This window comes from Streptomyces sp. NPDC020875 (assembly GCF_040641415.1).
In the GTDB taxonomy this organism is placed as follows: domain Bacteria; phylum Actinomycetota; class Actinomycetes; order Streptomycetales; family Streptomycetaceae; genus Streptomyces.
This window is the reverse complement of record NZ_JBFADP010000084.1, coordinates 1-25,209: the sequence shown is the minus strand read 5'-3', so window position 1 is coordinate 25,209 and position 25,209 is coordinate 1. Positions and strand designations below refer to the sequence as shown.

Sequence of the window (25,209 nt, the reverse complement as noted above, 5' to 3'; positions counted from 1 at the left end):
GCCCTGGTCTTCCCCGGGCAGGGCGCCCAGTGGGCCGGGATGGCCGCCGGGCTCGCCCGGGAGTCCGAGGTGTTCGCGGCCCGGCTGGGGGAGTGCGCGGACGCCCTGGAGCAGTTCGTGGACTGGTCCGTACGCGATGTCGTGTACGAGGCCGAAGGCGCCGCGTCACTGGAGCGGGTGGATGTGGTGCAGCCGCTGTCGTTCGCGGTGATGGTCTCCCTGGCGGCGCTGTGGGAGTCCGTCGGGGTCCGCCCCGGCGGAGTCGTCGGCCACTCCCAGGGCGAGATCGCGGCGGCCGTCGTCTCCGGCGCCCTCTCCCTGGACGACGGCGCCCGGATCGTCGCCCTCCGCTCCCGGGTGATCGCCGAATCCCTCGCCGGACACGGCGGAATGGCGTCCGTCGCCGCCCCCCTCGAACGTATCGAGGGCGCACTGCCCGACGGCGTCTCCGTCGCCGCCGTCAACGGCCCGGCGTCCGTCGTCGTCGCCGGTGACACCGACGGACTCGACCAGGTCGTCGCCTGGGCCGAGGCGGAGGGCCTGCGGGTCCGTCGGATCGCCGTCGACTACGCCTCCCACTCCGCCCATGTCGAGCGGATCGAGGCCGAACTCGCCCGGGTCCTCGCCCCCGTCGCCCCCCGCCCCGGCCGGACCGGGCTCTACTCCACCGTCGACGCCGGCTGGACGGAGGGAACGGCGCTCGACGCCGCCTACTGGTACCGCAACCTGCGCGGCACCGTACGCTTCGCCGACGCCGTCGCGGGCCTCGCCGCCGCGGGTTTCGGCGCCTTCGTCGAGGCCGGCGCCCATCCCGTCCTCGTCCCCGGAGTCCTCGACGTCCTCGAAGCCGCCGGGACGCCCGGCGTCGTCGTGGGCTCCCTGCGGCGCGGCGAAGGCGGCCGGGACCGCTTCCTGCGCTCCGCCGGTGAACTCTGGTCCCAGGGCGTCGACCTCGACTGGACCGCCGTACTCGACGGCGGCCCACGCGGCACCGGATACCCGGTCGACCTGCCCACGTACGCCTTCCAGCGCCGCCGGTTCTGGATCGGCGACGCCGACGACGGCGCGGGCGCCCCCGGCGACATGGGCTCCGTCGGTCTCGTCCCCACCGGACACCCCCTCGTCGGCGCGGCCGTCGAACTCGCCTCCGGCGAGGGCACCACCCTCACCGGCCGGATCGGCCTCAACTCCCACCCCTGGCTCGCCGACCACGCCGTCACCGGCACGCCCCTGCTGCCCGGAACCGCCTTCGTGGAGCTGGCGCTGCGCGCCGGGGAGCAGACCGGACTGCCGCACCTGGAGGAACTGACCCTCACCGCGCCCCTGCCACTGCCCGTACGCGGCGCCGTCGCCGTCCAGGTGCAGGTCCACGCCCCCGCCGAAGGCGCCGAGGGCCACCGGAGCTTCACCGTCTACTCCCGGCCCGACGACGCCCCGCCCGGACTGCCGTGGACCGCACACGCCACCGGCACCCTCGGCGCGACCGGGACCCGGCCCTCGTACGACCTCACCGCCTGGCCCCCCACCGGCGCCGAACCCCTCCACGCCGATACCGGCACCGACGCCGTCTACGAACGGCTCGCCGCCTCCGGGCTCCAATACGGCCCCGCCTTCCGGGGCCTGAAGGCCGCCTGGCGCCGGGGCGACGAGATCTTCGCCGAGGCCGCCCTCCCCGACGAGCCGCGCGCCCGGGCGGGCCGCTTCGGACTCCATCCGGCGCTCCTCGACGCCGCCCTGCACGCCGTCGGCCTCGGCGACGAACCCGCCGACGGGCCCGAACTGCCGTTCTCCTTCGCGGCTGTCGAGCTGTACGCCACCGGCGCCACCGACCTGCGGATCGCGATCCGGCCCACCGGACCCGACACCGTCGCCCTGGAGATCGCCGACCCCGCCGGAGCGCCCGTGGCGTCTATCGGCGCGCTGACCGTACGCCCCCTCGGCGACGTCCCGGCCGCCGGGGCTGGCACCGGCCGTGATCTGTACCGGACCGTTCTCACCCCCGCGCCCGGCGGCGTGCCGACCGCCCTCCGGGGCCGCTGGGCCGTCCTCGGCGCCGACGGCGACGCCCTCGCCGCCGAGATCGCCGCCGCCACCGGGGCGCCCCGCGCCACCGGCCTCGACGGGGCCGCCGGAGCCGATGTCGTCGTCCTGCCCGTCCCCGGCGGCACCGGGGCGGACGAGGTCCGGCGCGCCACCGCCGACACCCTGGCCGCGCTCCAGGAATGGCTCGCCGACGACCGGTTCACCCACGCCACCCTGGTCGTCGTCGTCCGGGGCGGCTTCGACGGCGACCCGGCCGCCGCCGCCGTCCAGGGACTGCTGCGGACCGCCCGGATCGAGGAGCCGGGCCGTTTCCTGCTCGCCGACCTCGACCACGACCCGGCGTCCGTCCGTGCCCTGACCGCCGCCGTCGCCCTCGCCGAACCCGAGACGGCGCTCCGCGACGGCGGTCTCCATCTGCCGAGGCTCGCCCCCCTCCCAGGCGCCGACGGCGCCCCCGAAGGGGCCGCCTGGGACCCCGACGGCACGGTCGTCGTCACCGGCGCCGCCGGAACCGTCGGCGGCGAGATCGTCCGCCACCTCGTCACCCGGCACGGCGTCCGGCGGCTGCTGCTGCTCAGCCGGAGCGGCCGGACCCCGGACGGCCTCGACGGCTCCGGCGCCGAGATCACCGCCGTCGCCTGCGACACCGCCGACCGGGACGCGCTGGCCGCGGCCCTGGCCGCCGTACCCGGAGAACATCCCGTCACCGCCGTCGTCCACGCCGCCGGGGTACTCGCCGACGCCACCCTGGCAGCGCTGACCCCCGACCACGTGGACACCGTGCTCCGGCCCAAGACGGACGCCGCCTGGCAGCTGCACGAACTGACCGCCGGGCTGCCGCTGACCCACTTCGTGCTCTTCTCGTCCTTCGCGTCCCTCACCGGCAGCCCCGGCCAGGCCAACTACAGTGCCGCCAACGCCGCCCTGGACGCCCTCGCCGTCCACCGCCGTACCCTCGGACTCCCCGCGCACTCCATTGCCTGGGGCCTGTGGGACCGGCCCGGCGGTATGACGGGCCATCTCGGCGCCGCCGACCGGGAGCGGATCGCCCGCGACGGCGTCCTCCCGCTCGCCTCCGACGAGGGCACCGCCCTCTTCGACGCCGCCCTCGCCCGGGACGAACCCGTCGTGGCCGCCGTCCGGCTGGACACGGCCGCCGTACGGGCCCTCGGCGACACGGCACCCGCCGTCTTCCGCGGTCTCGTCCCGGTGGTACGCCGCCGGGTCGCCGGAACGGCCACCGCCACCACGACGACCGGTGCCCTGCGCCGCGAACTCGCCGCCCTTGACCCCGCCGACCGCGAGGCACACCTCCTCGACCTGGTCCGGACCCGGGCCGCCGCCGTACTCGGCCATACCGGTGTCGACGCCGTCGACCCGCGCCGCGCCTTCCGCGAGTTCGGCTTCGACTCGCTGACCGCCGTCGAACTCCGCAACCGGCTGGCCGCCGCGACGGGGCTGCGGCTGCCCGCCACCCTCGTCTTCGACCACCCCACCCCGACCGTGCTCGCCCGCTTCCTCCGCGACGAACTCCTCGGCACCGCCGACGACCCCCACCGGCCGGCCGCCGCGCCGCTCGCCGACGCCGACGATCCGGTGGTGATCGTGGGGATAAGCTGCCGCTATCCGGGCGGGGTGCGGTCGCCGGAGGATCTGTGGCGGCTGGTCGCGGACGGTGTGGACGCCGTCGGCGGATTCCCCGGCGACCGGGGCTGGGACCTCGAAGGGCTCTACGACCCCGAGCCGGGCGTACCCGGGAAGTCGTACACCAAGGAAGGCGGCTTCCTGGCCGATGTCGCCGGGTTCGACGCCGGATTCTTCGGGATCTCCCCGCGCGAGGCCCTGGTCATGGACCCCCAGGAGCGGATGCTGCTGGAACTCTCCTGGGAGGTGTTCGAGCGGGCCGGGATCGACCCCGAGGCGCTCAAGGGCACCCCGACCGGGATCTTCGCGGGTCTGATGCACCACGACTACGCGACCAGTGCCAGCGGCGGCAGCCTCGTCTCGGGCCGCGTCTCCTACACCTTCGGTCTGGAGGGCCCGGCGGTCACCGTCGACACGGCCTGCTCGTCGTCGCTGGTGGCGCTGCATCTCGCGGCCCAGTCCCTGCGGTCCGGTGAATCGTCCCTCGCCCTGGCCGCCGGGGTCGCCGTGATGTCGACCCCGGACATGTTCGTCGAGTTCTCCCGGCAGCGGGGCCTCGCCGCCGACGGCCGCTGCAAGTCCTTCGCGGGCGCCGCCGACGGCACCGGCTGGTCCGAGGGCGCGGGCGTCCTGCTGTTGGAGCGGCGCTCCGACGCGATCCGCAACGGCCACCGCATATGGGGTGTCGTCAGGGGCTCCGCGATCAACCAGGACGGCGCCTCCAACGGGCTCACCGCCCCCAACGGACCGTCCCAGCAGCGGGTGGTCCGCGCGGCGCTGGCCTCCGCCGGGCTGGCGACCGCCGATGTCGACGCCGTCGAGGGCCACGGTACGGGGACCCGGCTCGGCGACCCGATCGAGGCACAGGCCCTGCTCGCCACCTACGGCCAGGACCGGCCCGGGGACCGGCCGCTGCTGCTGGGCTCCGTCAAGTCCAACATCGGCCACGCGCAGGCCGCCGCCGGGATCGCCGGGATCATCAAAATGGTGCTGGCGATGGAGCACGGCGTGCTCCCCGGCACCCTGCACGTCGACCGGCCCACGCCCGAGGTCGACTGGTCGGCGGGGGCCGTGGAACTCCTCACCGCCGCCCGTGACTGGCCCGAGCTGGACCGGCCGCGCCGGGCGGGTGTCTCCTCGTTCGGGATCAGCGGCACCAACGCCCATGTGATCGTGGAACAGGCCCCCGAAGCGCCCGTACCCGCCGCCGACGACGAGACACCGGAGGCGGCCGGAGCCGTACCCCTGCCGCTGGTGCTGTCCGGCCGGGCCCCCGGCGCCGTCGCCGAACTGGCCGGACTGATCGGCGCAACCCTCACCGATACCGACCCGGCGGCCGTCGGCCGGGCCCTCGCCACCACCCGCTCCGGCCTGGAACACCGGGCCGTGGCCTGGGGCGAGGACCGGGCCGCGCTCACCACCGGCCTCACGGCCCTGGCGGCGGGCGACACCAAAGCCCCTGGAGTGCTGACAGGCTCGGTCACCCCCGGCTCCGTCGGTCTGCTGTTCTCGGGCCAGGGGTCGCAGTGGGTCGGGATGGGGCGCGGACTGTACGACCGGTTCCCGGTGTTCGCGGCGGCCTTCGACGCGGTGGCCGCCGGGCTCGACCCCGAGCTGAGCAGTGTCGTATGGGACGGTGACGCGGACGCGCTGGCCCGTACCGTCTGGGCCCAGCAGGGCCTGTTCGCGGTGCAGGTGGCGCAGTTCCGGCTGCTGGAGTCGCTGGGTGTGGCACCGGTCGCGGTCGGCGGCCATTCGGTCGGTGAGATCGCGGCGGCCCATGTCGCCGGGGTGCTGTCGCTGGGCGACGCCTGCCGGCTCGTCCGGGAACGCGGCCGGTTGATGGACGCCCTGCCGACCGGCGGAGTGATGGTCGCCGTCGAGGCCACCGAGGCGGAGATCACCCCGAAGCTCGGAGCCGGGGTCTCCCTGGGCGCGGTCAACGGCCCCCGCTCCGTGGTGCTGTCGGGCGTCGAGGACGAGGTGCTGGCGGTCGTGGCCGGGTTCGAGGCGCTGGGCCGCCGGACCCGCAGGCTGAAGGTCTCCCACGCCTTCCATTCGTCCCTGATGGAGCCCGTACTCGAAGAGTTCCGTACGGTGGCCGAGGAGCTGACGTTCCATCAGCCCCGGATCCCCGTGGTCGCGGCCGGAGAAGTCGCCGCGCCGGAATTCTGGGTGGACCACATCCGGGACGCCGTCCGGTTCATGGACGCCGTCCGGGGCATGGAGGCCCGAGGCGTCACCACCTTCGTCGAAGTCGGCCCCGACGGGGTCCTGTCGGGGCTGGCCGCGCACTGCGCCGAGGGCGAGGACGCCGTCTTCGCCCCCGTCTCCCGCCGCGACCGTGACGAGGCCGCCGCCCTGGTCGAGGCGCTGGCCCGGATCTGGGTCCGGGGCGGGTCCGTCGACTGGACCCGGATCGTCGCCGACCGGCCCGAGGCCCGGGACCTGGTCCTGCCGACGTACCCCTTCCAGCGCCGCCGCTACTGGCTGGAGCGGACCGACCCGGGCGCGGGCGTCACCGCGTCCGGGCAGGACCCGGCCGGACACCCGCTGCTCGCCGCCGTAATCGACCAGGTCGACACCGACGGCGCCGTGTTCACCGGCCGGCTCGCCCGGGACACCCACCCCTGGCTGGCCGAGCACACCGTCCACGGCACGGTCCTGCTGCCCGGCGCCGCCCTGGTCGAACTCGCCCGCCACGCGGGCGCCCACCTCGGCGCCCCGACCGTGGACGAACTCACCCTCAACGCGCCCCTCGTGGTCCCCGCCGACGGGGAGGTCCGGATCCGGGTCACCGTCGGCGAACCCGACCCCGCCGGGCTGCGGTCCGTCGCCGTCCACGGCCGGACCACCGGCGAACCCTGGACCGAGCACGCGACCGGCACCCTCACCGGCCGGACCCCGGAAGCCGGGACGCTCACCGTATGGCCGCCGCCCGGGGCGCTTCCGGCCGACCCCGAGGACGCGTACGAACTCCTCGCGGACGCCGGGGTCGCGTACGGCCCCCTCTTCACCGGACTGCGGGCGGTCTGGCGGGCCGAAGGGGAGGTCCACGCCGAGATCGAACTCCCCGAGGAGACCGCCGTCGACGGCTACGGCGTCCATCCGGCGCTGCTCGACGCCGCCCTGCACGCGGGCGCCTTCCTCGACGAGGCCGGGGCGACCCTGCCGTTCGCCTGGCGCGGTGTCGCCGTACTCGCCCCGGGCGCGACCCGGCTGCGGGTCCGGCTGGCCCGCCGGACCGACGGCGCGATCTCCGTACTGCTCGCCGACCCGGAGACCGGGGCGCCGGTCGCCGTGGTGGAGTCCCTGGCCAGCCGGGTCGTCACCGCCGACCACGTCGGTACGGGCGGCGGCACGCTGTACGCCACCCACTGGACCGAGCGTCCGGCGGCCGAACCGTACGCCGGGCCGCTGGCCGTCGTGGACGATCTGAAGGAGCCGCTCGACCCCGACCGGCCCGAAGCAGCCGTCGACGGCGTGGTCGTGCTGCGGCTCACCGCGCCCGAGCGGCCCGGGGTGCCCGAAGCCGCGCGGGCCGCGACCGCCCGGGCGCTGGACGCGCTGCACGGCTGGCTCGCCGACGAGCGGTTCGCCGGGGCGCGGCTCGCCCTCCTCACCGAGGACGCCGTCGCGGGCGACGCCGGTCCCGTACCCGTGACGGCCCCCGTGTGGGGGCTCGTCCGGGCCGCACAGGCCGAACACCCCGGCCGGTTCCTGCTGATCGACGCGCCCGCCGGGGCCGACGTCACGGAGGAGGAACTACGCCGCGCCCTGGGCACCGGTGAGCCGGAGACCGCGATCGGCGGTCCGGCCGTACGCGTACCCCGCTGGACCCGGTCCGCGACCACCGGCCCCGTCGACGTACCCGAATCGGTCCTGGTCACCGGCGGCACCAGCGGTCTGGGCGCGGCGGTGGCGCGGCATCTGGTGGTCCGGCACGGGGTGTCCCGGCTGGTCCTGGTGAGCCGTCGGGGCGAGGAAGCCCCGGGCGCCGTCGAACTGAAGGAGGAGCTGTCCGGTCTCGGGGCGTCCGTGGTGATCGCGGCGGCCGATGTCGCCGACCGCGACGCGGTCGCCCGGCTCCTCGCCGACCACCCCGTCGACGGCATCGTGCACGCCGCCGCCGTCCTCGACGACGGCACCACCGAATCCCTCACGGCGGACCGGATCGACACCGTCTTCCGGCCCAAGGCCGACGCCGCCTGGCATCTCCACGAACTCGCCGGAGAGCTCCGGATGTTCGTCCTCTTCTCGTCCGTCGCGGGCTCACTCGACGCCGCCGGACAGGGCAACTACGCCGCAGCCAATGTCTTCCTCGACGCCCTCGCCGCCCACCGCCGCGCCCTCGGCCTGCCCGCCGTCTCCATGGCGTGGGGCCCGTGGGGCGAGGACGGCATGGCGGCCCGGCTGGGCGAAACCGACCGCGATCGGCTGGCACGCGCCGGGATCGCCGTACTGACCACGGCCGACGGCCTCGCCCTCTTCGACGCCGCCCTGGCCGCCGACACCGCCGCCCCCGCGCCCGTCCGGCTCGACCCGGCGGCCCTGCGCGCCCGTACCGGTGAACTCCCGCCCGTACTGCGCGACCTGATCCGCCGCCCCGCCCGCCGGGAGACCACCGGCGGCACCGACCGGGGCGCCTTCGCGGCCCGGCTCGCCGCCCTCCCCGCCGACCAGCGGGAGGCATTCGCCCTCAAGCTGGTCAGGACCGAGGTCGCGGCCGTACTCGGCCACGACGGCGGCGCCGACGTCGAACCCCGGCGCGCCTTCTCCGACTTCGGCTTCGACTCGCTGACCGCCGTCGAACTCCGCAACCGGCTGGGCGCGGCCACCGGCACCCGGCTGCCCGCCACCCTGGTCTTCGACCACCCCACGCCCAAGGCGCTCGCCGCCCATCTCGCGGCCGTCGTCGCCCCCGCCCCGGCTCCGGCCCCGGTCGCCGCCGGTGTCGTCGGCCGGGCCGCCGCCGACGACGATCCGATCGTCATCGTCGGTATGAGCTGCCGCTACCCGGGCGGGGTCGCGTCACCCGACGACCTGTGGCGGCTGGTCGCCGACGGCGTGGACGCGGTCTCCCCGTTCCCCGCCGACCGGGGCTGGGACCTGGCGGCCCTGCACGGCACCGATCCCGGCCAGTCGTACACCGCCGAGGGCGGCTTCCTCGACGGCGCCGCCGAGTTCGACGCCGAGTTCTTCGGCATCTCGCCCCGCGAGGCCCTCGCCATGGACCCGCAGCAGCGGCTGCTGCTGGAAGCCTCCTGGGAGGCCGTCGAACGCGCCGGGATCGACCCGGCGTCCCTGCACGGCACCGATACCGGCATCTTCGCGGGCGTCATGTACCGCGACTACGGCAGCAACCTCACCACCGTCCCCGACGACCTCATCGGCTACTTCGGCAACGGCACCCTCAACAGTGTCGTCAGCGGCCGGGTCGCCTACACCCTCGGACTGGAGGGCCCGGCGGTCACCGTCGACACCGCCTGCTCGTCGTCGCTGGTGGCGCTGCACTGGGCGGCCAGATCGCTGCGGGCGGGGGAGTGCTCCCTCGCCCTGGCGGGCGGAGTGACCGTGATGTCGACCCCGGGCACGTTCATCGAGTTCGCCCGGCAGAACGGGCTCGCCTCCGACGGCCGCTGCAAGCCGTTCGCCGACGCTGCCGACGGCACCGGCTGGTCCGAGGGCGTCGGACTGCTCGTCCTGGAACGGCTCTCCGACGCCGTACGCAACGGGCACGAGGTCCTGGCCGTGGTCCGGGGCTCCGCGGTCAACCAGGACGGCGCGTCCAACGGGCTCACCGCCCCCAACGGGCCCTCCCAGCAGCGGGTGATCCGCGCGGCGCTGGCCGACGCTGGACTGGCCGCCGCCGATGTCGACCTGGTCGAGGCGCACGGTACGGGGACCCGGCTCGGCGACCCGATCGAGGCACAGGCCCTGCTCGCCACCTACGGGCGCGAGCGCCCGGCCGACCGGCCCCTGTGGCTCGGCTCGGTCAAGTCCAACCTGGGGCACACCCAGGCCGCCGCCGGAGTCGCGGGCGTCATCAAGTCCGTCCTCGCGATGAGGCACGGCACCCTGCCCCGCACCCTCCACGTCGACCGGCCGTCCGAGCAGGTCGACTGGACCGAGGGCGCCGTGGAGCTCCTCACCGAGTCACATGACTGGCCCGAGCTGGACCGGCCGCGCCGGGCGGGTGTCTCCTCGTTCGGGATCAGCGGCACCAACGCCCATGTGGTGCTCGAACAGGCGCCCGTCGGCTCCTCGGCCGAGGAGGGCCCCGCGACCGGCGCCGGACCGGAGACCGGCGAGGAACCGGAGACCGGAGCCGGGGCGGCCGTACCCCTCGTACCCCTGCCGCTGTCGGCCCGGACCCCGCACGCCCTCGCCGACCAGGCGAGCCGGCTGCTCCCGGTCCTGGACACCGCCCCGGCCGCCGCCGTGGCCCGCGCGCTCGCCACCACCCGGACCGCGTTCGACCGGCGGGCCGTCGTCGTCGGCACGCCGTCCGCCGGGCTCGCCGCCCTCGCCGAGGGCACCACGGGCCCCGGAGTGGTCACCGGCGCCGTCTCACCCGGCGGCCTCGGTCTCCTCTTCTCCGGCCAGGGCTCCCAGTCCGCCGGGATGGGCCGGGAACTCCACCACCGCCACCCCGCGTTCGCCGCCGCGCTCGACGAGGTGTGCGCGGCCCTCGAACCCCATCTCGACCGGCCCCTGAAGGACGTGATGTGGGCCGCCCCCGGCACGCCCGAGGCCGCCCTGCTCAACCGCACCGGCTGGACCCAGCCCGCCCTGTTCGCCGTCGAGGTCGCCCTCTTCCGGCTGCTGGAGAGCTGGGGCGTACGGCCCGACCACGTCGGCGGGCACTCCGTCGGCGAACTGGCCGCCGCCCACGCCGCCGGAGTCCTCACCCTGGCCGACGCCGCCGCCCTGGTCACCGCCCGGGGCGCGCTGATGGAGGCGCTCCCCGAAGGCGGCGCGATGATCGCCGTCCAGGCCGCCGAGGAGGAGACCGAGGGGCTGCTCCCCGACACCGTCTCCGTCGCCGCCGTCAACGGACCCCGGTCCCTCGTCCTCTCCGGCGCCGACGCCGATGTCACGGCCGCCGCCGCCCACTTCACCGCCCAGGGCCGCAAGACGTCCCGGCTGACCGTCTCGCACGCCTTCCACTCACCGCTGATGACGCCGATGCTCGACGCGTTCCGTACGGTCGTCACCGGCGTCGAACTCCATGAGCCGGTGATCCCCGTGGTCGCCGCCGGAGACGTCACCGACCCCGAGTTCTGGGTCTCCCACGTCAGCGACACGGTCCGGTTCGCCGCCACCGTACGACGCATGGAGGAACTGGGCACCGACACCTTCCTGGAGGTCGGCCCGGACGCCGTCCTCACCGCCATGGGCCGGGAGAGCGGCGCCGACGGCAGCGTCTTCGCCGCCCTCCAGCGGCGCGACCGCGACCAGGCCGCCACCCTCACCACCGGGATCGCCGAGGCGTGGACCCGGGGCACCGGCGTCGACTGGGCGGCCGTCCTGCCGCCCGCCGCGCCCGCCGCTCTGCCGACGTACCCCTTCCAGCGGCGCCGCTACTGGCTGACGGCCCCGCCCGGCACCGGCGACGTGGCCGCCGCCGGACAGGAGACCGCGGACCATCCGCTGCTCGCCGCCGTCGTACCCGCCCCCGACGGCGACACCCTCGCCCTCACCGGCCGCCTGTCGGTCCGGACCCACCCCTGGCTCGCCGACCACGAGATCCACGGCACGGTCCTGCTGCCCGGCACGGCCCTGGTCGAACTCGCGGTACGCGCCGGGCGCGGCGCGGGCACACCCGTCGTCGCCGAACTCATGCTGGAGGCACCCCTGCACATCCCCGGGGAGACCGCCGTCGCCCTCCGCGTCGACGTCGGCGCGCCCGGCGCCGAAGGCCACCGGGACATCCGGATCCACTCCAGGCCCGACGGCGGCGAGTGGACCCGGCACGCCACCGGACGGCTCGCACCCGCCGCAGCCGGAGCCGAGCCCGTACCGGGTCCGGCGGCCTGGCCGCCGCCCGGCGCGACACCGCTCGACACGACGGCCGCGTACGACGAACTCACCGACCGCGGCTACGGCTACGGGCCCGCGTTCCACGGCCTGACCGCCGCCTGGCGCGCCGGGGACGAGGTCTGGGCCGAGGTCGAACTCCCCGAGAGCACCGACCGCGACCGCTACGCCCTGCACCCCGCCCTCCACGACGCCTGCTGGCACGCGCTGCTGCTGGGCGCCGCCGACGAGCGGCCCGTACTGCCGTTCGCCTGGACCGGGGTCGAGGTGTACGCGGACGGCGCCACCCGCGTCCGGGTCCATCTCGCCCCCTCGGGCGCCGACACCACCGCCCTCACGGTCACCGACACCGAGGGGCGGCCGGTGGCCCGGGTCGCCGGACTGGTCGCCAGGCCCGTATCGGCCGACCGGCTCTCCGCCGCGCCCCGGCATCTGTACCGGGTCGCCCAGGAGCCCGTCACGGCCCCCGGCGGTACCGGGACTCCCGGCGACGGCTGGGCGGTACTCGGCACCGACCTCCTCGGCCTCGGACTGCCCGCCCACCCCGCGCCCGGCACGGTCCCCGACCCGGCCCCCGAGGTCCTGGTCCACCACTGCGCGCCGGTCGACGGGCCCGCCCCCGACGCCGTACGCGACGGCACCCTCCGGCTGGTCGCCACCCTCACCGACTGGCTCGCCGAACCCCGGCTCGCCGCCACCCGGCTGGTGGTGACCCTCGGCACCGGGCTCGACCGGGCGCCCCTCGCGGGCCTGGTCCGCGCGGCGGCGGCCGAACACCCCGGCCGGATCGTCCTGGTCCACCTCCCCGCCGGGGCCGAGGAGCCCGACGGCGACCGGGGGCCCGAGGCGCTGCGGCGGCTGGCCGCCGCCGTCGCCACCGGGGAACCCGAACTCACCCTCACCGACGGCGACCCCACCGCGCCCCGGATCACCCGCTACACCCCGGCCCCGTCCGCCCCGGAGGCCACCGGCGGCATCGAGGGACCCGTCCTGATCACCGGCGGTACCGGCGGTCTCGGCGCGGTCGTCGCCCGCCATCTGATCGTCCGGCACGGCGTACGGGAGCTGCTGCTCGTCGGCCGCCGGGGCCCCGACGCGCCCGGCGCCACCGCCCTGCGGGACGAACTGACCGCCCTCGGCGCCTCGGTCACCGTCGCCGCCTGCGACACCGCCGACCGGGCCGCCCTCGCCGACCTGCTCGACCGGCACCCCGTACGGTCCGTGATCCACGCCGCCGGGGTCGTCGACAACGGGCTCGTCGACACCCTCACACCCGAACGGATCACGGCCGTACTGCGGCCCAAGGCCGACGCCGCCTGGCATCTGCACGAACTCACCCGCGAGCGGGGCGAACTGGCGGCCTTCGTCCTCTTCGGCTCGGCGGCGGGCACCCTGCTCGGCGCCGGACAGGGCAACTACGCCGCCGCCAACGTCTTCCTCGACGCCCTCGCCGCCCACCGGCACACCCTCGGGCTGCCCGCCGTCTCCCTCGGCTGGGGCCTGTGGGACGAGGAGGCGGGCATGGCGGGCGAACTGGACGCCGCCGGACGGCAGCGGATGCGCCGGCTCGGCATGCCGCCGCTGGACCGGACCGAGGCCCTCGCCCTCTTCGACGCCGCCGTCGGCGCCGGGGAGCCCGTACTGCTGCCCGTCCGGTTCGACCGGGCGGCGCTGCGGGCCCGGGGCGACGAACTGCCGTCCCTCCTCGGCGGCCTGGTGCCGCGGACCGCCCGTACCAACGCGATAGCCGCCCCCACCGGCGGCGACGAACTGCGGCGGCGGCTCGCCGGACTCGAACCCGCCGACCGCGACGAACTCCTGACCGGACTGGTCCGCGGCCGGGTCGCGGCCGTACTCGGCCACGACGGCACCGACGCCGTCGAACCCGGCCGGGCCCTGCGCGAACTGGGCTTCGACTCACTGGCCGCCGTCGAGCTGCGCAATGTGCTCTCGGCCGCCACCGGACTCGCCCTCCCGGCCACCCTCGTCTTCGACCACCCCACGGTCACCGCCATCGCCGGACATCTCGCCGAACGGCTGACCGACCGGGGCGACGACCCCACCGGACTGGTGATCGCCGAGGTCGACCGGCTCGCCGGGGAACTCGCCCGCGACGGCCTCGACCGGGCCGCCGTCACCGCCCGCCTGGAGGCGCTGCTGCGCGGCTGGCGGGACGGCGGGGACACCGGGACGGCCGACGACGAACGGCCGGCCCACGACTACACAGCGGCGAGCGACGACGAGTTGTTCGCGGTGCTCGACAACGAACTGGCGGACTGAGCCGTGGCCCACGACGACCACCGGACAGTCGCAGAGACGCACGAGGAAGGGAACCGGCCGATGAACGCGCCGCAGCAGGGCCAGTCAGCGGGGCAGGGCGAGACCCTGGGGCACGGCGGCGACGAGGAGCGGGCCGCCGCCGTACGGGCCGCGCTCACCGGGCGGCTGACCGGACTGCCCGCCGCCGACGCCCTGGACGTCCTGCGGCGGCTCGTCCGCGAACACCTCGTCACCGCCCTCCGCCAGGCACGGCCCGACGCCCCCGCCCCCACCGGCGCCGACCGGGCCTTCCGCGACCTCGGACTCGACTCGCTCGCCATGGTCGGCCTGGTCAACGCGGTCGGCGAGGCCACCGGTATCCGGCTCGCCGCCTCCGTGCTCTTCGACCACCCCACCCCCGAATCCCTCGCCCGCCACCTGGGGACCGTCCTCACCGGACACGGCACCGGACCCGCCCCCGCCGCCGGTCCCGCACCCGGCCCGGCCGCCGACGACGAACCCATCGCCCTCGTCGGCATCGGCTGCCGCTTCCCCGGCGACATCGCCGGACCCGACGACCTGTGGGACCTGGTGGAGGCCGAGCGGCACACCCAGTCACCGTTCCCCGACGACCGGGGCTGGGACGTCGGCGGACTCTTCTCCGCCGACCCCGCCACCCCCGGCAGCACCTACGTCCGAGAGGCCGGATTCCTCACCGGAGCCCTGGAGTTCGACGCCGACTTCTTCGGCATCTCACCCCGCGAGGCCCACGCCATGGACCCGCAGCAGCGGCTCGTCCTGGAGACCGGCTGGGAGGCCCTGGAGCGCGCCGGGATCGACCCCACGACCCTGCGCGGCGGCGCCACCGGCGTCTTCGTCGGCGCCGAACAGCAGGAGTACGGGCCCCGGCTCCACCAGGCCCCCGACGGCGTCGACGCCCATCTGATCACCGGCAACGCGCTCAGCGTCCTCGCCGGACGGCTCTCCTACGTCCTCGGCCTCAACGGCCCCGCCCTCAGCGTCGACACCGCCTGCTCCGGCTCCCTCGTCGCCGTCCATCTCGCGATGCGGTCCCTGCGCGCCGGGGAGTGCTCCCTCGCCCTCGCGGGCGGCGCCGCCGTACTGAGCACCCCCGGGATCTACACCGCGTACAGCCGTCAGCGCGCCCTCGCCGAGGACGGCCGGTGCAAGCCGTTCGCGGCCGCCGCCGACGGCACCGGATTCGCCGAGGGCGTCGGACTCGTCGTCCTCGAACGGCTCTCCGACGCCCGCCGCAACGGCCACCGGGTCCTCGCCGTACTGCGCGGCTCCGCGATCAACCAGGACGGCGCGTCCAACGGCCTCACCGCCCCCAGCGGCCTCGCCCAGCAGCACGTCATCCGGGCCGCCCTCGCCGACGCCGGGATCACCGCCGCCGATGTCGACGTGGTCGAGGCGCACGGTACGGGAACCCGGCTCGGCGACCCGATCGAGGCCGGGGCGCTGCTCGCCACCTATGGCCGCGACCGGCCCGCCGACCAGCCCCTGCGGCTCGGCTCCCTCAAGTCGAACATCGGCCACACCCAGGCCGCCGCCGGAGTCGCCGGACTGATCAAGATGGTGATGGCGCTCCGCCACGGCGTCCTGCCGAAGACGCTCCACGTGGACGAGCCCTCGCCCCGGATCGACTGGGACACCGGCGCCGTCGAACTCCTCACCGAGGCCCTGCCGTGGCGGACCGCCGGCGACCGGCCCCGCCGGGCCGGGATCTCCTCCTTCGGCGTCAGCGGCACCAACGCCCATCTGATCGTCGAGGAGGCGCCCGCCGACACCCCGGCCGACGAGCCCGCCGCCGCGCCCGGGACCCGGTCGCGGACCCGGACCCGGCAGAGCGCCAGGACCGGATCGGCGGCCGAGGTGCCGTGGCCGCTGAGCGCCCGGACCGACGAGGCCCTGCGCGACCAGGCGGCCAGGCTGCTCGCCCGGCTCGACGCCGACCCCGGCCTGCCGGTCGAGGGCGTCGCCCGGACCCTCGCCACCCGGCGGACCGCGTTCGCCCGCCGCGCCGTCGCCGTCGGCCGGAACCGGGACGAACTCCGGGCCGCCCTGGCGGAGATCGCCTCCGGGGCCGTCACCGCCCCCGAACCCGTACCCGCCGGGACGAAGACCGCCCTGGTCTTCCCCGGGCAGGGCGCCCAGTGGGCCGGGATGGCCGCCGGGCTCGCCCGGGAGTCCGAGGTGTTCGCGGCCCGGCTGGGGGAGTGCGCGGACGCCCTGGAGCAGTTCGTGGACTGGTCCGTCTGGGACGTCGTACACGAGGTGGAGGGTGCCGCGCCGCTGGAGCGGGTGGATGTGGTGCAGCCGCTGTCGTTCGCGGTGATGGTGTCCCTGGCGGCGCTGTGGGAGTCCGTCGGGGTCCGCCCCGGCGGAGTCGTCGGCCATTCGCAGGGCGAGATCGCGGCGGCCGTCGTCTCCGGCGCCCTGTCCCTGGAGGACGGGGCGTGGATCGTCGCCCTGCGCTCCCGGGTGATCGCCGACTCCCTCGCGGGCCGGGGCGGAATGGTGTCCGTCGCCGCCCCCGTCGCCAGGATCGAGGGCGCCCTCCCCGAAGGCGTGTCCGTCGCCGTCGTCAACGGGCCCGAGGCGGTCGTCGTCGCCGGTGACACCGGCGGACTCGACCAGGTCGTCGCCTGGGCCGAGGCCGAGGGGCTCCGGGTCCGGCGGATCGCCGTCGACTACGCCTCCCACTCCGCCCATGTCGACGGCGCCCGGGACGAACTCCTGCGGGTCCTGTCGCCCATCGCGCCCCGGCGGGGCACCGTCGGCCTCTTCTCGTCCGTGGACGGCGAGTGGGTCGACGGCACGGCGCTCGACGCCGACTACTGGTTCCGCAATCTGCGCCGGCCCGTGCTCTTCGCCGGAGCCGTCGCCGGTCTGGTGTCCGAGGGCTTCGGCGCCTTCGTCGAGACCAGCGCCCATCCGGTGCTCGTCCCCGGCGTCGTGGACGTACTCGACTCCCTCGGCACCCCCGGGGTCGTCGTCGGCTCCCTGCGGCGCGGTGAAGGCGGCTGGGGCCGCTTCCTGCGCTCCGCCGGTGAACTGTGGGCCGGAGGCGTCGACCTCGACTGGACCGCCGTACTCGCCGCGGGCCCGGCCGCCGAAGCCGCCCCCGTCGACCCGGCGGCCCTGCCCACCTACCCCTTCCAGCGGCAGCGCTACTGGCTGGACGCCGGAACCGGCGCCGGGGACATCGGCACCTACGGCCTCGTCCCCACCGGCCATCCGCTGCTCGGCGCCGCCGTCCCCACCGCGTCCGGCGGCCTCACCCTCACCGGCCGGATCGGCCTCGGCTCCCACCCCTGGCTCGCCGACCACGCCGTCACCGGTACGCCCCTGCTGCCCGGAACCGCCTTCGTCGACCTCGCCCTGCGCGCCGCCGACGAGGCCGGGGCGGCGGGCGTCGACGAACTCACCCTCACCGCCCCGCTGCCGCTGCCCGCCGACGGCACCGTCACCCTCCAGGCCGTGGTCGAGGGTGCCGACGCCACCGGGCGCAGGCCCGTGACGATCCACTCCCGGCCCGGGAACGCGCTCGCCGACGAGCCGTGGACCCGGCACGCCACCGGCTTCCTCACCGACACCTCGGCCGCGTCGGTCGCCGCGTCCGTACCCGCGTACGGCTCCGGCCGGGCCCCCGACTGGCCCCCGGCCCACGCCGAACCCGTCGACCTCACCGACGCCTACCCCGAACTCGCCGCCCAGGGCTACGACTACGGGCCCGTCTTCCGAGGCGTCCGCGCGCTCTGGCGCGCCGACGGCGCCGTCTACGCCGAGATCGCGCTCCCCGCCGACACCGACCCCACCGGATTCTGCCTCCACCCCGCGCTCCTCGACGCCGCCGTCCAGGCCGCCGACATCGGCCGCCTCACCGGCCCCGCCGAACCCGGCGAGGTCGCCGTCCCCTTCTCCTGGAACGGGGTACGGCTGTACGCGGCCGGGGCCGAAACCCTCCGGGTCCGCCTCACCCGGGCCGGGGACGACGCCCTCACCATCGAGGCCGCCGACGGTACCGGCGCCCCCGTCGCCGCCGTCGACACCCTGCTGATCCGCCCGGTCGCCACCCGCGACCTGGCCGCCACCACTCAGCCCGGCACCCTGTTCACCCTCGACTGGCAGCCCCTGCCGGAGCCCACCGCGACCACGGACGAGCCCGTCCCCGCCTGGGCGCCCGCCGACGCCGAACTGCCCGGATCCGAGGTTCTGACGGCCGCCTTCGGTACGCCTACGGGACCGGGCGAGACTCCCCTGTTCAGGTTGCTGCCCGTCGCCGCCGACCCGGCGCCGGACGCCGTGACCGCTGTGACCGCTGTCCACGAACTCGCCGAACAGCTCCTCGACCGGCTCCAGCGGCACCTCGCCGACCCGGCGGCACCCCATCTCGTGGTGGTGACCCGGGGCGCCGTCGCCACCGCGCCCGGCGCCGACGTCACCGACCGGGCGGCGGCCGCCGCCTGGGGGCTCGTACGCTCCGCACAGGCCGAGGAACCCGGCCGGATCACCATCGTCGACCTCGACACCCCCGCCGACGGCACACCCCCGGCCGACCCGCGACCGCTGACCGCCGCCCTCGCCGCCGCCGTAGCCGCGGGCGAACACCAGCTGGCGGTACGCGACGGCGCGCTCCTCGCACCCCGGATCGTCCGCGCCGCCCCTCGCTCCGACACCGACACCGACACCGGTCCGGAATCCGGAGCCGGTCCGCTCGACCCCGACGGCACGGTCGTCGTCACCGGCGGCACCGGAGTCCTCGGCGGCCTCCTCGCCCGCCACCTCGTCACCCGGCACGGCGTCCGGCGACTGCTGCTGCTCAGCCGGAGCGGCCCCCGAGCCCCCGGCGCCGATACCCTCCGCGACGAACTGACCGCCCTCGGCGCCGAGGTCACCATCACCGCCTGCGACACCGCCGACCGCGACGAACTGCGCCGCGCCCTCGACTCCGTCCCGGCCGACCGGCCGCTGACCGCCGTCGTCCACACCGCGGGCGTCCTCGACGACGGCACCGTACCGACGCTCACCGCCGACCGGCTGCACGCCGTGCTCCGGCCCAAGGCCGACGCCGCCCTCCACCTCCACGACCTCACCGCCGGACTGCCCCTCGCCGCCTTCGTCCTCTACTCCTCCATGGCCGGTACCGTCGACGGCCCGGGTCAGGGCAACTACGCCGCCGCCAATACGTATCTCGACGGCCTCGCCGCCCACCGCCGCGCCCACGGCCTGCCCGCCCACGCCCTCGCCTGGGGCTTCTGGGACCGGCTCAGCGGACTCACCGGCCGGCTCTCGGAGACCGACCTGGCCAGGATGCGCCGCTCGGGCGACCTCGGGCTCAGCGCCGAACAGGGCCTCGCCCTCTTCGACGCCGCGCTCGGCGCCGACGAGGCGTTCCTGCTGCCCGCCCGGCTCGACGCGGCCGTCCTCCGGGCCCGGGGCACCGAACTGCCCCGGATCCTCGGAGCCCTCGTCCCCGCGCCCGCCCGGCGCGCCGCCGCCACTGCTGCCGAAGGCCCCGCCACCACCCGGGACGACGCCTTCGCCGGACTGACGGAGACCGAACGGCACACGGCGCTCCTGGACGCCGTACGCGGCCATATCGCGGGCGTACTCGGCCACCGCGACAGCGACGCCGTCAAGGCCGGACGGCCCCTGAAGGAGCTGGGCTTCGACTCGCTCGCCGCCGTCGAACTCCGCAACCGGCTCAGCCGCGCCACCGGCCTCAAACTCCCCGCCACCCTCGTCTTCGACCACCCCACCCCGGCCGCTATCGCCGGTGAACTCCTCACCCGGCTCGCCCCCGCCGCCCCGGCCGCGTCCGCCCCCGTGCCCGCCGCCGTCGTGGACGACCGCGATCCGGTGGTGATCGTGGGGATGAGCTGCCGTTATCCGGGCGGGGTGCGGTCGCCCGAGGATCTGTGGCGGCTGGTCGCGGACGGTGTCGATGCCGTCGGCGGGTTCCCGGGGGACCGGGGCTGGGACGTTGAGGGGCTGTACGACCCGGAGCCGGGCGTACCGGGGAAGTCGTACACCCGGGAAGGTGCCTTCCTGGCCGATGTCGCCGGGTTCGACGCCGGGTTCTTCGGGATCTCCCCGCGCGAGGCGGTCGCCATGGACCCGCAGCAGCGGATGCTGCTGGAACTGTCGTGGGAGGTGTTCGAGCGGGCCGGAATCGACCCCGAGGCGCTGAAGGGCACCCCGACCGGGGTCTTCGCCGGACTGATGTACCACGACTACACCGGCAGCAGCAGTGAGGGGAGCCTCGTCTCGGGCCGGGTCGCGTACTCGTTCGGTCTGGAGGGCCCGGCGGTCACCGTCGACACGGCGTGCTCGTCGTCGCTGGTGGCGCTGCATCTCGCGGCCCAGTCCCTGCGGTCCGGCGAGTCTTCCCTCGCCCTCGCGGGCGGGGTGACCGTGATGTCGACACCCGAGATGTTCGTGGAGTTCTCCAAGCAGCGGGGCCTCGCCTCCGACGGCCGCTGCAAGCCGTTCGCCGACGCCGCCGACGGCACCGGCTGGGGCGAGGGCGGTGGCGTACTCCTCCTGGAGCGCCGCTCCGACGCGATCCGCAACGGCCACCGGATCTGGGGTGTCCTCCGGGGCTCCGCGGTCAACCAGGACGGCGCGTCCAACGGCCTCACCGCCCCCAACGGGCCCTCCCAGCAGCGGGTCATCCGGGCCGCCCTGGCGTCCGCCGGACTCACCACGGCCGATGTCGACCTGGTCGAGGGCCACGGTACGGGGACCCGGCTCGGCGACCCGATCGAGGCACAGGCCCTGCTCGCCACCTACGGGCGCGAGCGCCCGGCCGACCGGCCCCTGTGGCTCGGCTCCATCAAGTCCAACCTCGGCCACACCCAGGCCGCCGCCGGAGTCGCCGGGATCATCAAGTCCGTGATGGCCCTCCGGCACGGCGTACTGCCCCGAACCCTCCATGTCGACCGGCCGTCCGAGCAGGTCGACTGGACCGAGGGCGCCGTGGAACTCCTCACCGAGTCACATGACTGGCCCGAACTGGACCGGCCGCGCCGGGCCGCGGTCTCCTCCTTCGGCATCAGCGGCACCAACGCCCATGTGGTGCTCGAACAGGCCCCCGAGGCGCCCGGAACCCCGGTCGTCGGGGTGCCCGAGGGCTCCGGAGTCGTAGCGCTGCCGCTGTCGGCCCGTACGCCCGAGGCGCTGGCCGACCGGGCGAGCGGACTGCTGCCGGTCCTCGACCGCGCCCCGGCCGCAGCCGTGGCCCGCGCGCTCGCCACCACCAGGGCCGCCCTGGAACACCGGGCCGTCGTCCTCGCCGACCCCTCCGCCGGACTCGCCGCCCTCGCCGAGGGCGTCACCGGCGACGGAACCGTCACCGGCACCGTCGCCCCCGGCGGCCCCGGCCTGCTGTTCTCGGGCCAGGGGTCGCAGTGGGTCGGGATGGGGCGTGGATTGTACGACCGGTTCCCGGTGTTCGCGGCGGCCTTCGACGCGGTGGCGGCGGAGCTGGATCCGTCGCTGCGGGACGTGATGTGGGACGGTGACGCGGATGTGCTGGCCCGTACGGTCTGGGCCCAGCAGGGTTTGTTCGCGGTGCAGGTGGCGCAGTTCCGGCTGCTGGAGTCGCTGGGTGTGGTGCCGGTCGCGGTCGGCGGCCATTCGGTCGGTGAGATCGCGGCGGCCCATGTCGCGGGCGTCCTGTCGCTGGCCGACGCCTGCCGACTGGTACGGGCCCGGGGCGGGCTGATGGACGCCCTCCCGCCCGGCGGAGTGATGGTCGCCGTCGAAGCGGCGGAGGACGAAGTGGCGCCCCTGCTCGGCGGCGGAGTCTCCCTCGGCGCCGTCAACGGCCCGGAAGCCGTCGTCCTGTCGGGCGTCGAGGACGAGGTTCTGGCGGTCGTGGCCGGGTTCGAGGCGCTGGGCCGCCGGACTCGCAGGCTGAAGGTCTCCCACGCCTTCCACTCGTCCCTGATGGAGCCCGTACTCGAAGAGTTCCGTACGGTGGCGGAGGGGCTGACGTTCCATCAGTCGACGATTCCTGTGGTCGCCGCCGGGGACGTGGTCTCGCCCGGGTTCTGGGTGGATCACATCCGGGACGCCGTCCGGTTCATGGACACCGTCCGGGGCATGGAGACCAGGGGCGTCACCACCTTCGTCGAGATCGGCCCCGACCGGGTCCTCTCCGGCCTGGCCGCGGGCTGCGCCGAGGGCACCGACACCGCCTTCGTACCGCTGGCCGGGAAGGACCGCGACGAGACCGCCGCCCTGGTCGAGGCGCTGGCCCGGATCTGGGTCCGGGGCGGGTCCTTCGACTGGACCCGGCTCGTCGCCGACCATCCCGAAGCCCATGACCTGGTCCTGCCCACGTACCCCTTCCAGCGCCGCCGCTACTGGACGGAGCCGGTGTACGGAAACGCGGGTGGTGTCGGCGCCCCGTCGGGGCAGGACCCGGCCGGACATCCGCTGCTCGCCGCCGTACTCACCGCACCCGACGGCGAGACCGTCACCCTCACCGGACAGCTCTCCCTCCGCGACCACCCCTGGCTCGCCGAGCACACCCTCGCCGACACCGTCACCGTCCCCGCCAGCGCCTTCGTGGAGCTGGCGATCCGGGCCGGAGACGAGACCGGCCGGCCCGTCGTCGACGAACTCACCCTGCTGGCCCCGCTCGTGCTCACCGACCGCGACACCGTCCGCGTCCAGGTCGTCGCCGGGCCGCCGGACGCCACCGGCCGCCGACCCCTGACGGTGTACGGGCGCGCCGACCACACCGCCGAATGGACCCGCCACGCGGAGGGCGTGCTCGCCCCCGAGGACCCGGCGGCCTCCGATGCCGGTTCCGGTTCCGGTGCCGCTTCCGGTTTCGGCGAGGGGGTCTGGCCGCCGCCCGGCGCCGAACCCGTCGACGTCGACGGGCTCTACGGGCTCCTCGCCGAGCAGGGCTTCGGCTACGGCCCGCTGTTCGCCGGGGTACGCGCCGCTTGGCGGCACGGAGACCAGGTGCACGCCGAAGTCGCGCTCCCCGAGGAGACCGCCGTCGACGGCTACGGCATCCACCCCGCCCTGCTCGACGCGGCCCTCCACACCGGCGAACTGTTCGCCGCCGACAACACCCCCACCATGCCCTTCACCTGGCGGGGCGTCACCCTCGCCGCAACCGGCGCGACGACCCTACGGGTCCGGCTCACCGCCCTGCCCGAAGGCGGCTACGCCGTCCACGCCACCGACCCGGCCGGAGCGCCCGTCCTCACGGCCGACGCCCTGCGCACCCGCGCCGTACCGGCCGAAGCGCTCGGCGGTACCGAACACCACCGGGACCTCTACACCGTCGACTGGACCCCCCTGCCGGAGAACCGGCCCGACGACGGGCCGTGGGCCGTCATCGGCGACCTCGCCGTCCCGGGCGCCGACCCCTACCCCGACCTGGCGGCCCTCCTCGCCACCGGAACGGTCCCCCCGGTCGTCGTCCACGCCCCCGCCCGCCCGGCCGCCGACACGGCCCCGCCGGACGCGGTCCGCGCCACGACGGCCGCCGTACTCTCCCTGCTCACCGAATGGCTCGCCGACGAGCGGTGCGCCGCCGCCCGCCTGGTCCTCGTCACACCCGGCGCACCCCTGGTCGACGGGGCCGTCGCCGGACTCGTCCGGGCGGCCCAGGCCGAACACCCCGGCCGGATCCTGCTCGCCCACGCCGCCCCCGGCGACAGCGACCACGGCTGGCTCCGGGCCGCCGTCGCCTCCGGCGAACCGGAGACCGCCCACCGTACGGACGGGGTGTACGCCCCGAGGCTCACCACCGCCACCGGCGCCCGCAAACCCATGGAGACCGGCGACACCGTCCTGGTCACCGGCGGTACGGGCGGTCTGGGTGCGGCGGTGGCGCGGCATCTGGTGGTCCGGCACGGGGTGTCCCGGCTGGTGCTGGTGAGCCGTCGGGGCGAGGCGGCCCCGGGGGCCGTCGAACTGAAGGAGGAACTGGCCGGTCTCGGGGCGTCCGTGGTGATCGCGGCGGCCGATGTCGCCGACCGCGACGCGGTCGCCCGGCTCCTCGCCGACCACCCCGTCGACGGCATCGTCCACACGGCGGGCGTCGTCGCCGACGGACTCCTCGCCACCATGACGCCCGACCGGCTCGACACCGTCCTCCGGCCCAAGGCCGACGCCGCCTGGCACCTCCACGAACTCGCCGGAGAGCTGCGGATGTTCGTCCTCTTCTCCTCCGCCGCCGGAACCTGGGACGGCGCCGGACAGTCCAACTACGCCGCCGCCAACGGCTTCCTCGACGCCCTCGCCGCCCACCGCCGCGACCTCGGCCTCCCCGCGTCGTCCCTCGCCTGGGGCCTGTGGGAGGAGCGGGCCGGAATGGCCGGCCGCCTCACCGACACCGACATCGAACGCATGGCCCGCGCCGGACTCCGGGCCCTGCCCACCGACGACGCCCTCACCCTCCTCGACACCGCCGTCGGCCTCGACCACCCGGTCGTCCTGCCGCTCCGGCTCGACCCGGGCGCCGTCGCCCGCGCCGGGGCACCCGTACCGGCGCTGCTGCGGGCCCTGGTCCGTACCCCCGCCAGGCGTACGGCCCCGGCCGCGTCCGCCGCCCCGGCCGCCACCGGGCAGTCCCTCACCGACCGGCTCGCGGCGCTCCCCGCCGACGACCGGGGACCGCTCCTCCTGGAACTGGTCCGAACCGAGGTCGCCGCGGTCCTCGGCCACGGCGGAGCCCGCGACATCGAACCCGGCCGCGGCTTCAACGAACTCGGCGTCGACTCCCTCGCCGCCCTCGAACTCCGCAACGGCCTCGCCGCCAAGGCCGGGATCAGGCTCCCCGCGACCCTGGTCTTCGACTACCCGAACCCGGCGGCGATCGCCGACCACCTCCTCGACCAGCTCGCCGTCCCCGACGCGACCCCGCTCGGCGCGGAGCTGGCGGCCATCGAAAGGACCCTGACCGCGGGCTCCCCCGGAGACCCGTCCCTGGACACCCTCGTCGCCCGCCTCCGCGAACTGACCGCCCGCTGGTCGGACACCGCACCCCAGGACGACGCGCTGTCCTCGGCGACGGCGGACGAACTCTTCGACATCCTGGACGCCGAACTGAACTAGCCCCCCACATTGATCGCCCGGCGGGGTCCGGCCTCCTTCAAGGCCGGCCCCCGCCGCGGGGCCCAGACGTTTGTGGGGGTGCGCGGGCCCCCGACAACAAAGGGTCGCCGG

Annotated in this window: 2 protein-coding genes; both read left to right on the top strand. The window is 75.9% G+C overall.

Going from position 1 to position 25,209, the window contains the following annotated elements; all coding sequences use genetic code 11:
• Nucleotides 1–3: 3 nt before the first annotated feature.
• Nucleotides 4–14,007: an SDR family NAD(P)-dependent oxidoreductase gene (locus tag AB0G74_RS32010; RefSeq protein ID WP_361153526.1), complete on the top strand. Its 14,004-nt coding sequence runs from the start codon at nt 4–6 to the stop codon at nt 14,005–14,007.
• A 60-nt stretch (nt 14,008–14,067) separates the two neighbouring features.
• Nucleotides 14,068–25,098 (top strand): type I polyketide synthase, encoded by an 11,031-nt coding sequence (locus AB0G74_RS32005; RefSeq protein WP_361153523.1) that lies wholly within the window; start codon nt 14,068–14,070, stop codon nt 25,096–25,098.
• The last annotated feature ends 111 nt before the right edge of the window (nt 25,099–25,209 follow it).

What these genes read in the sequence shown, in the direction of transcription:
- AB0G74_RS32005 (WP_361153523.1), top strand. Translation starts at nt 14,068, where the DNA reads ATGAACGCGCCGCAGCAGGGCCAGTCAGCGGGGCAGGGCGAGACCCTG.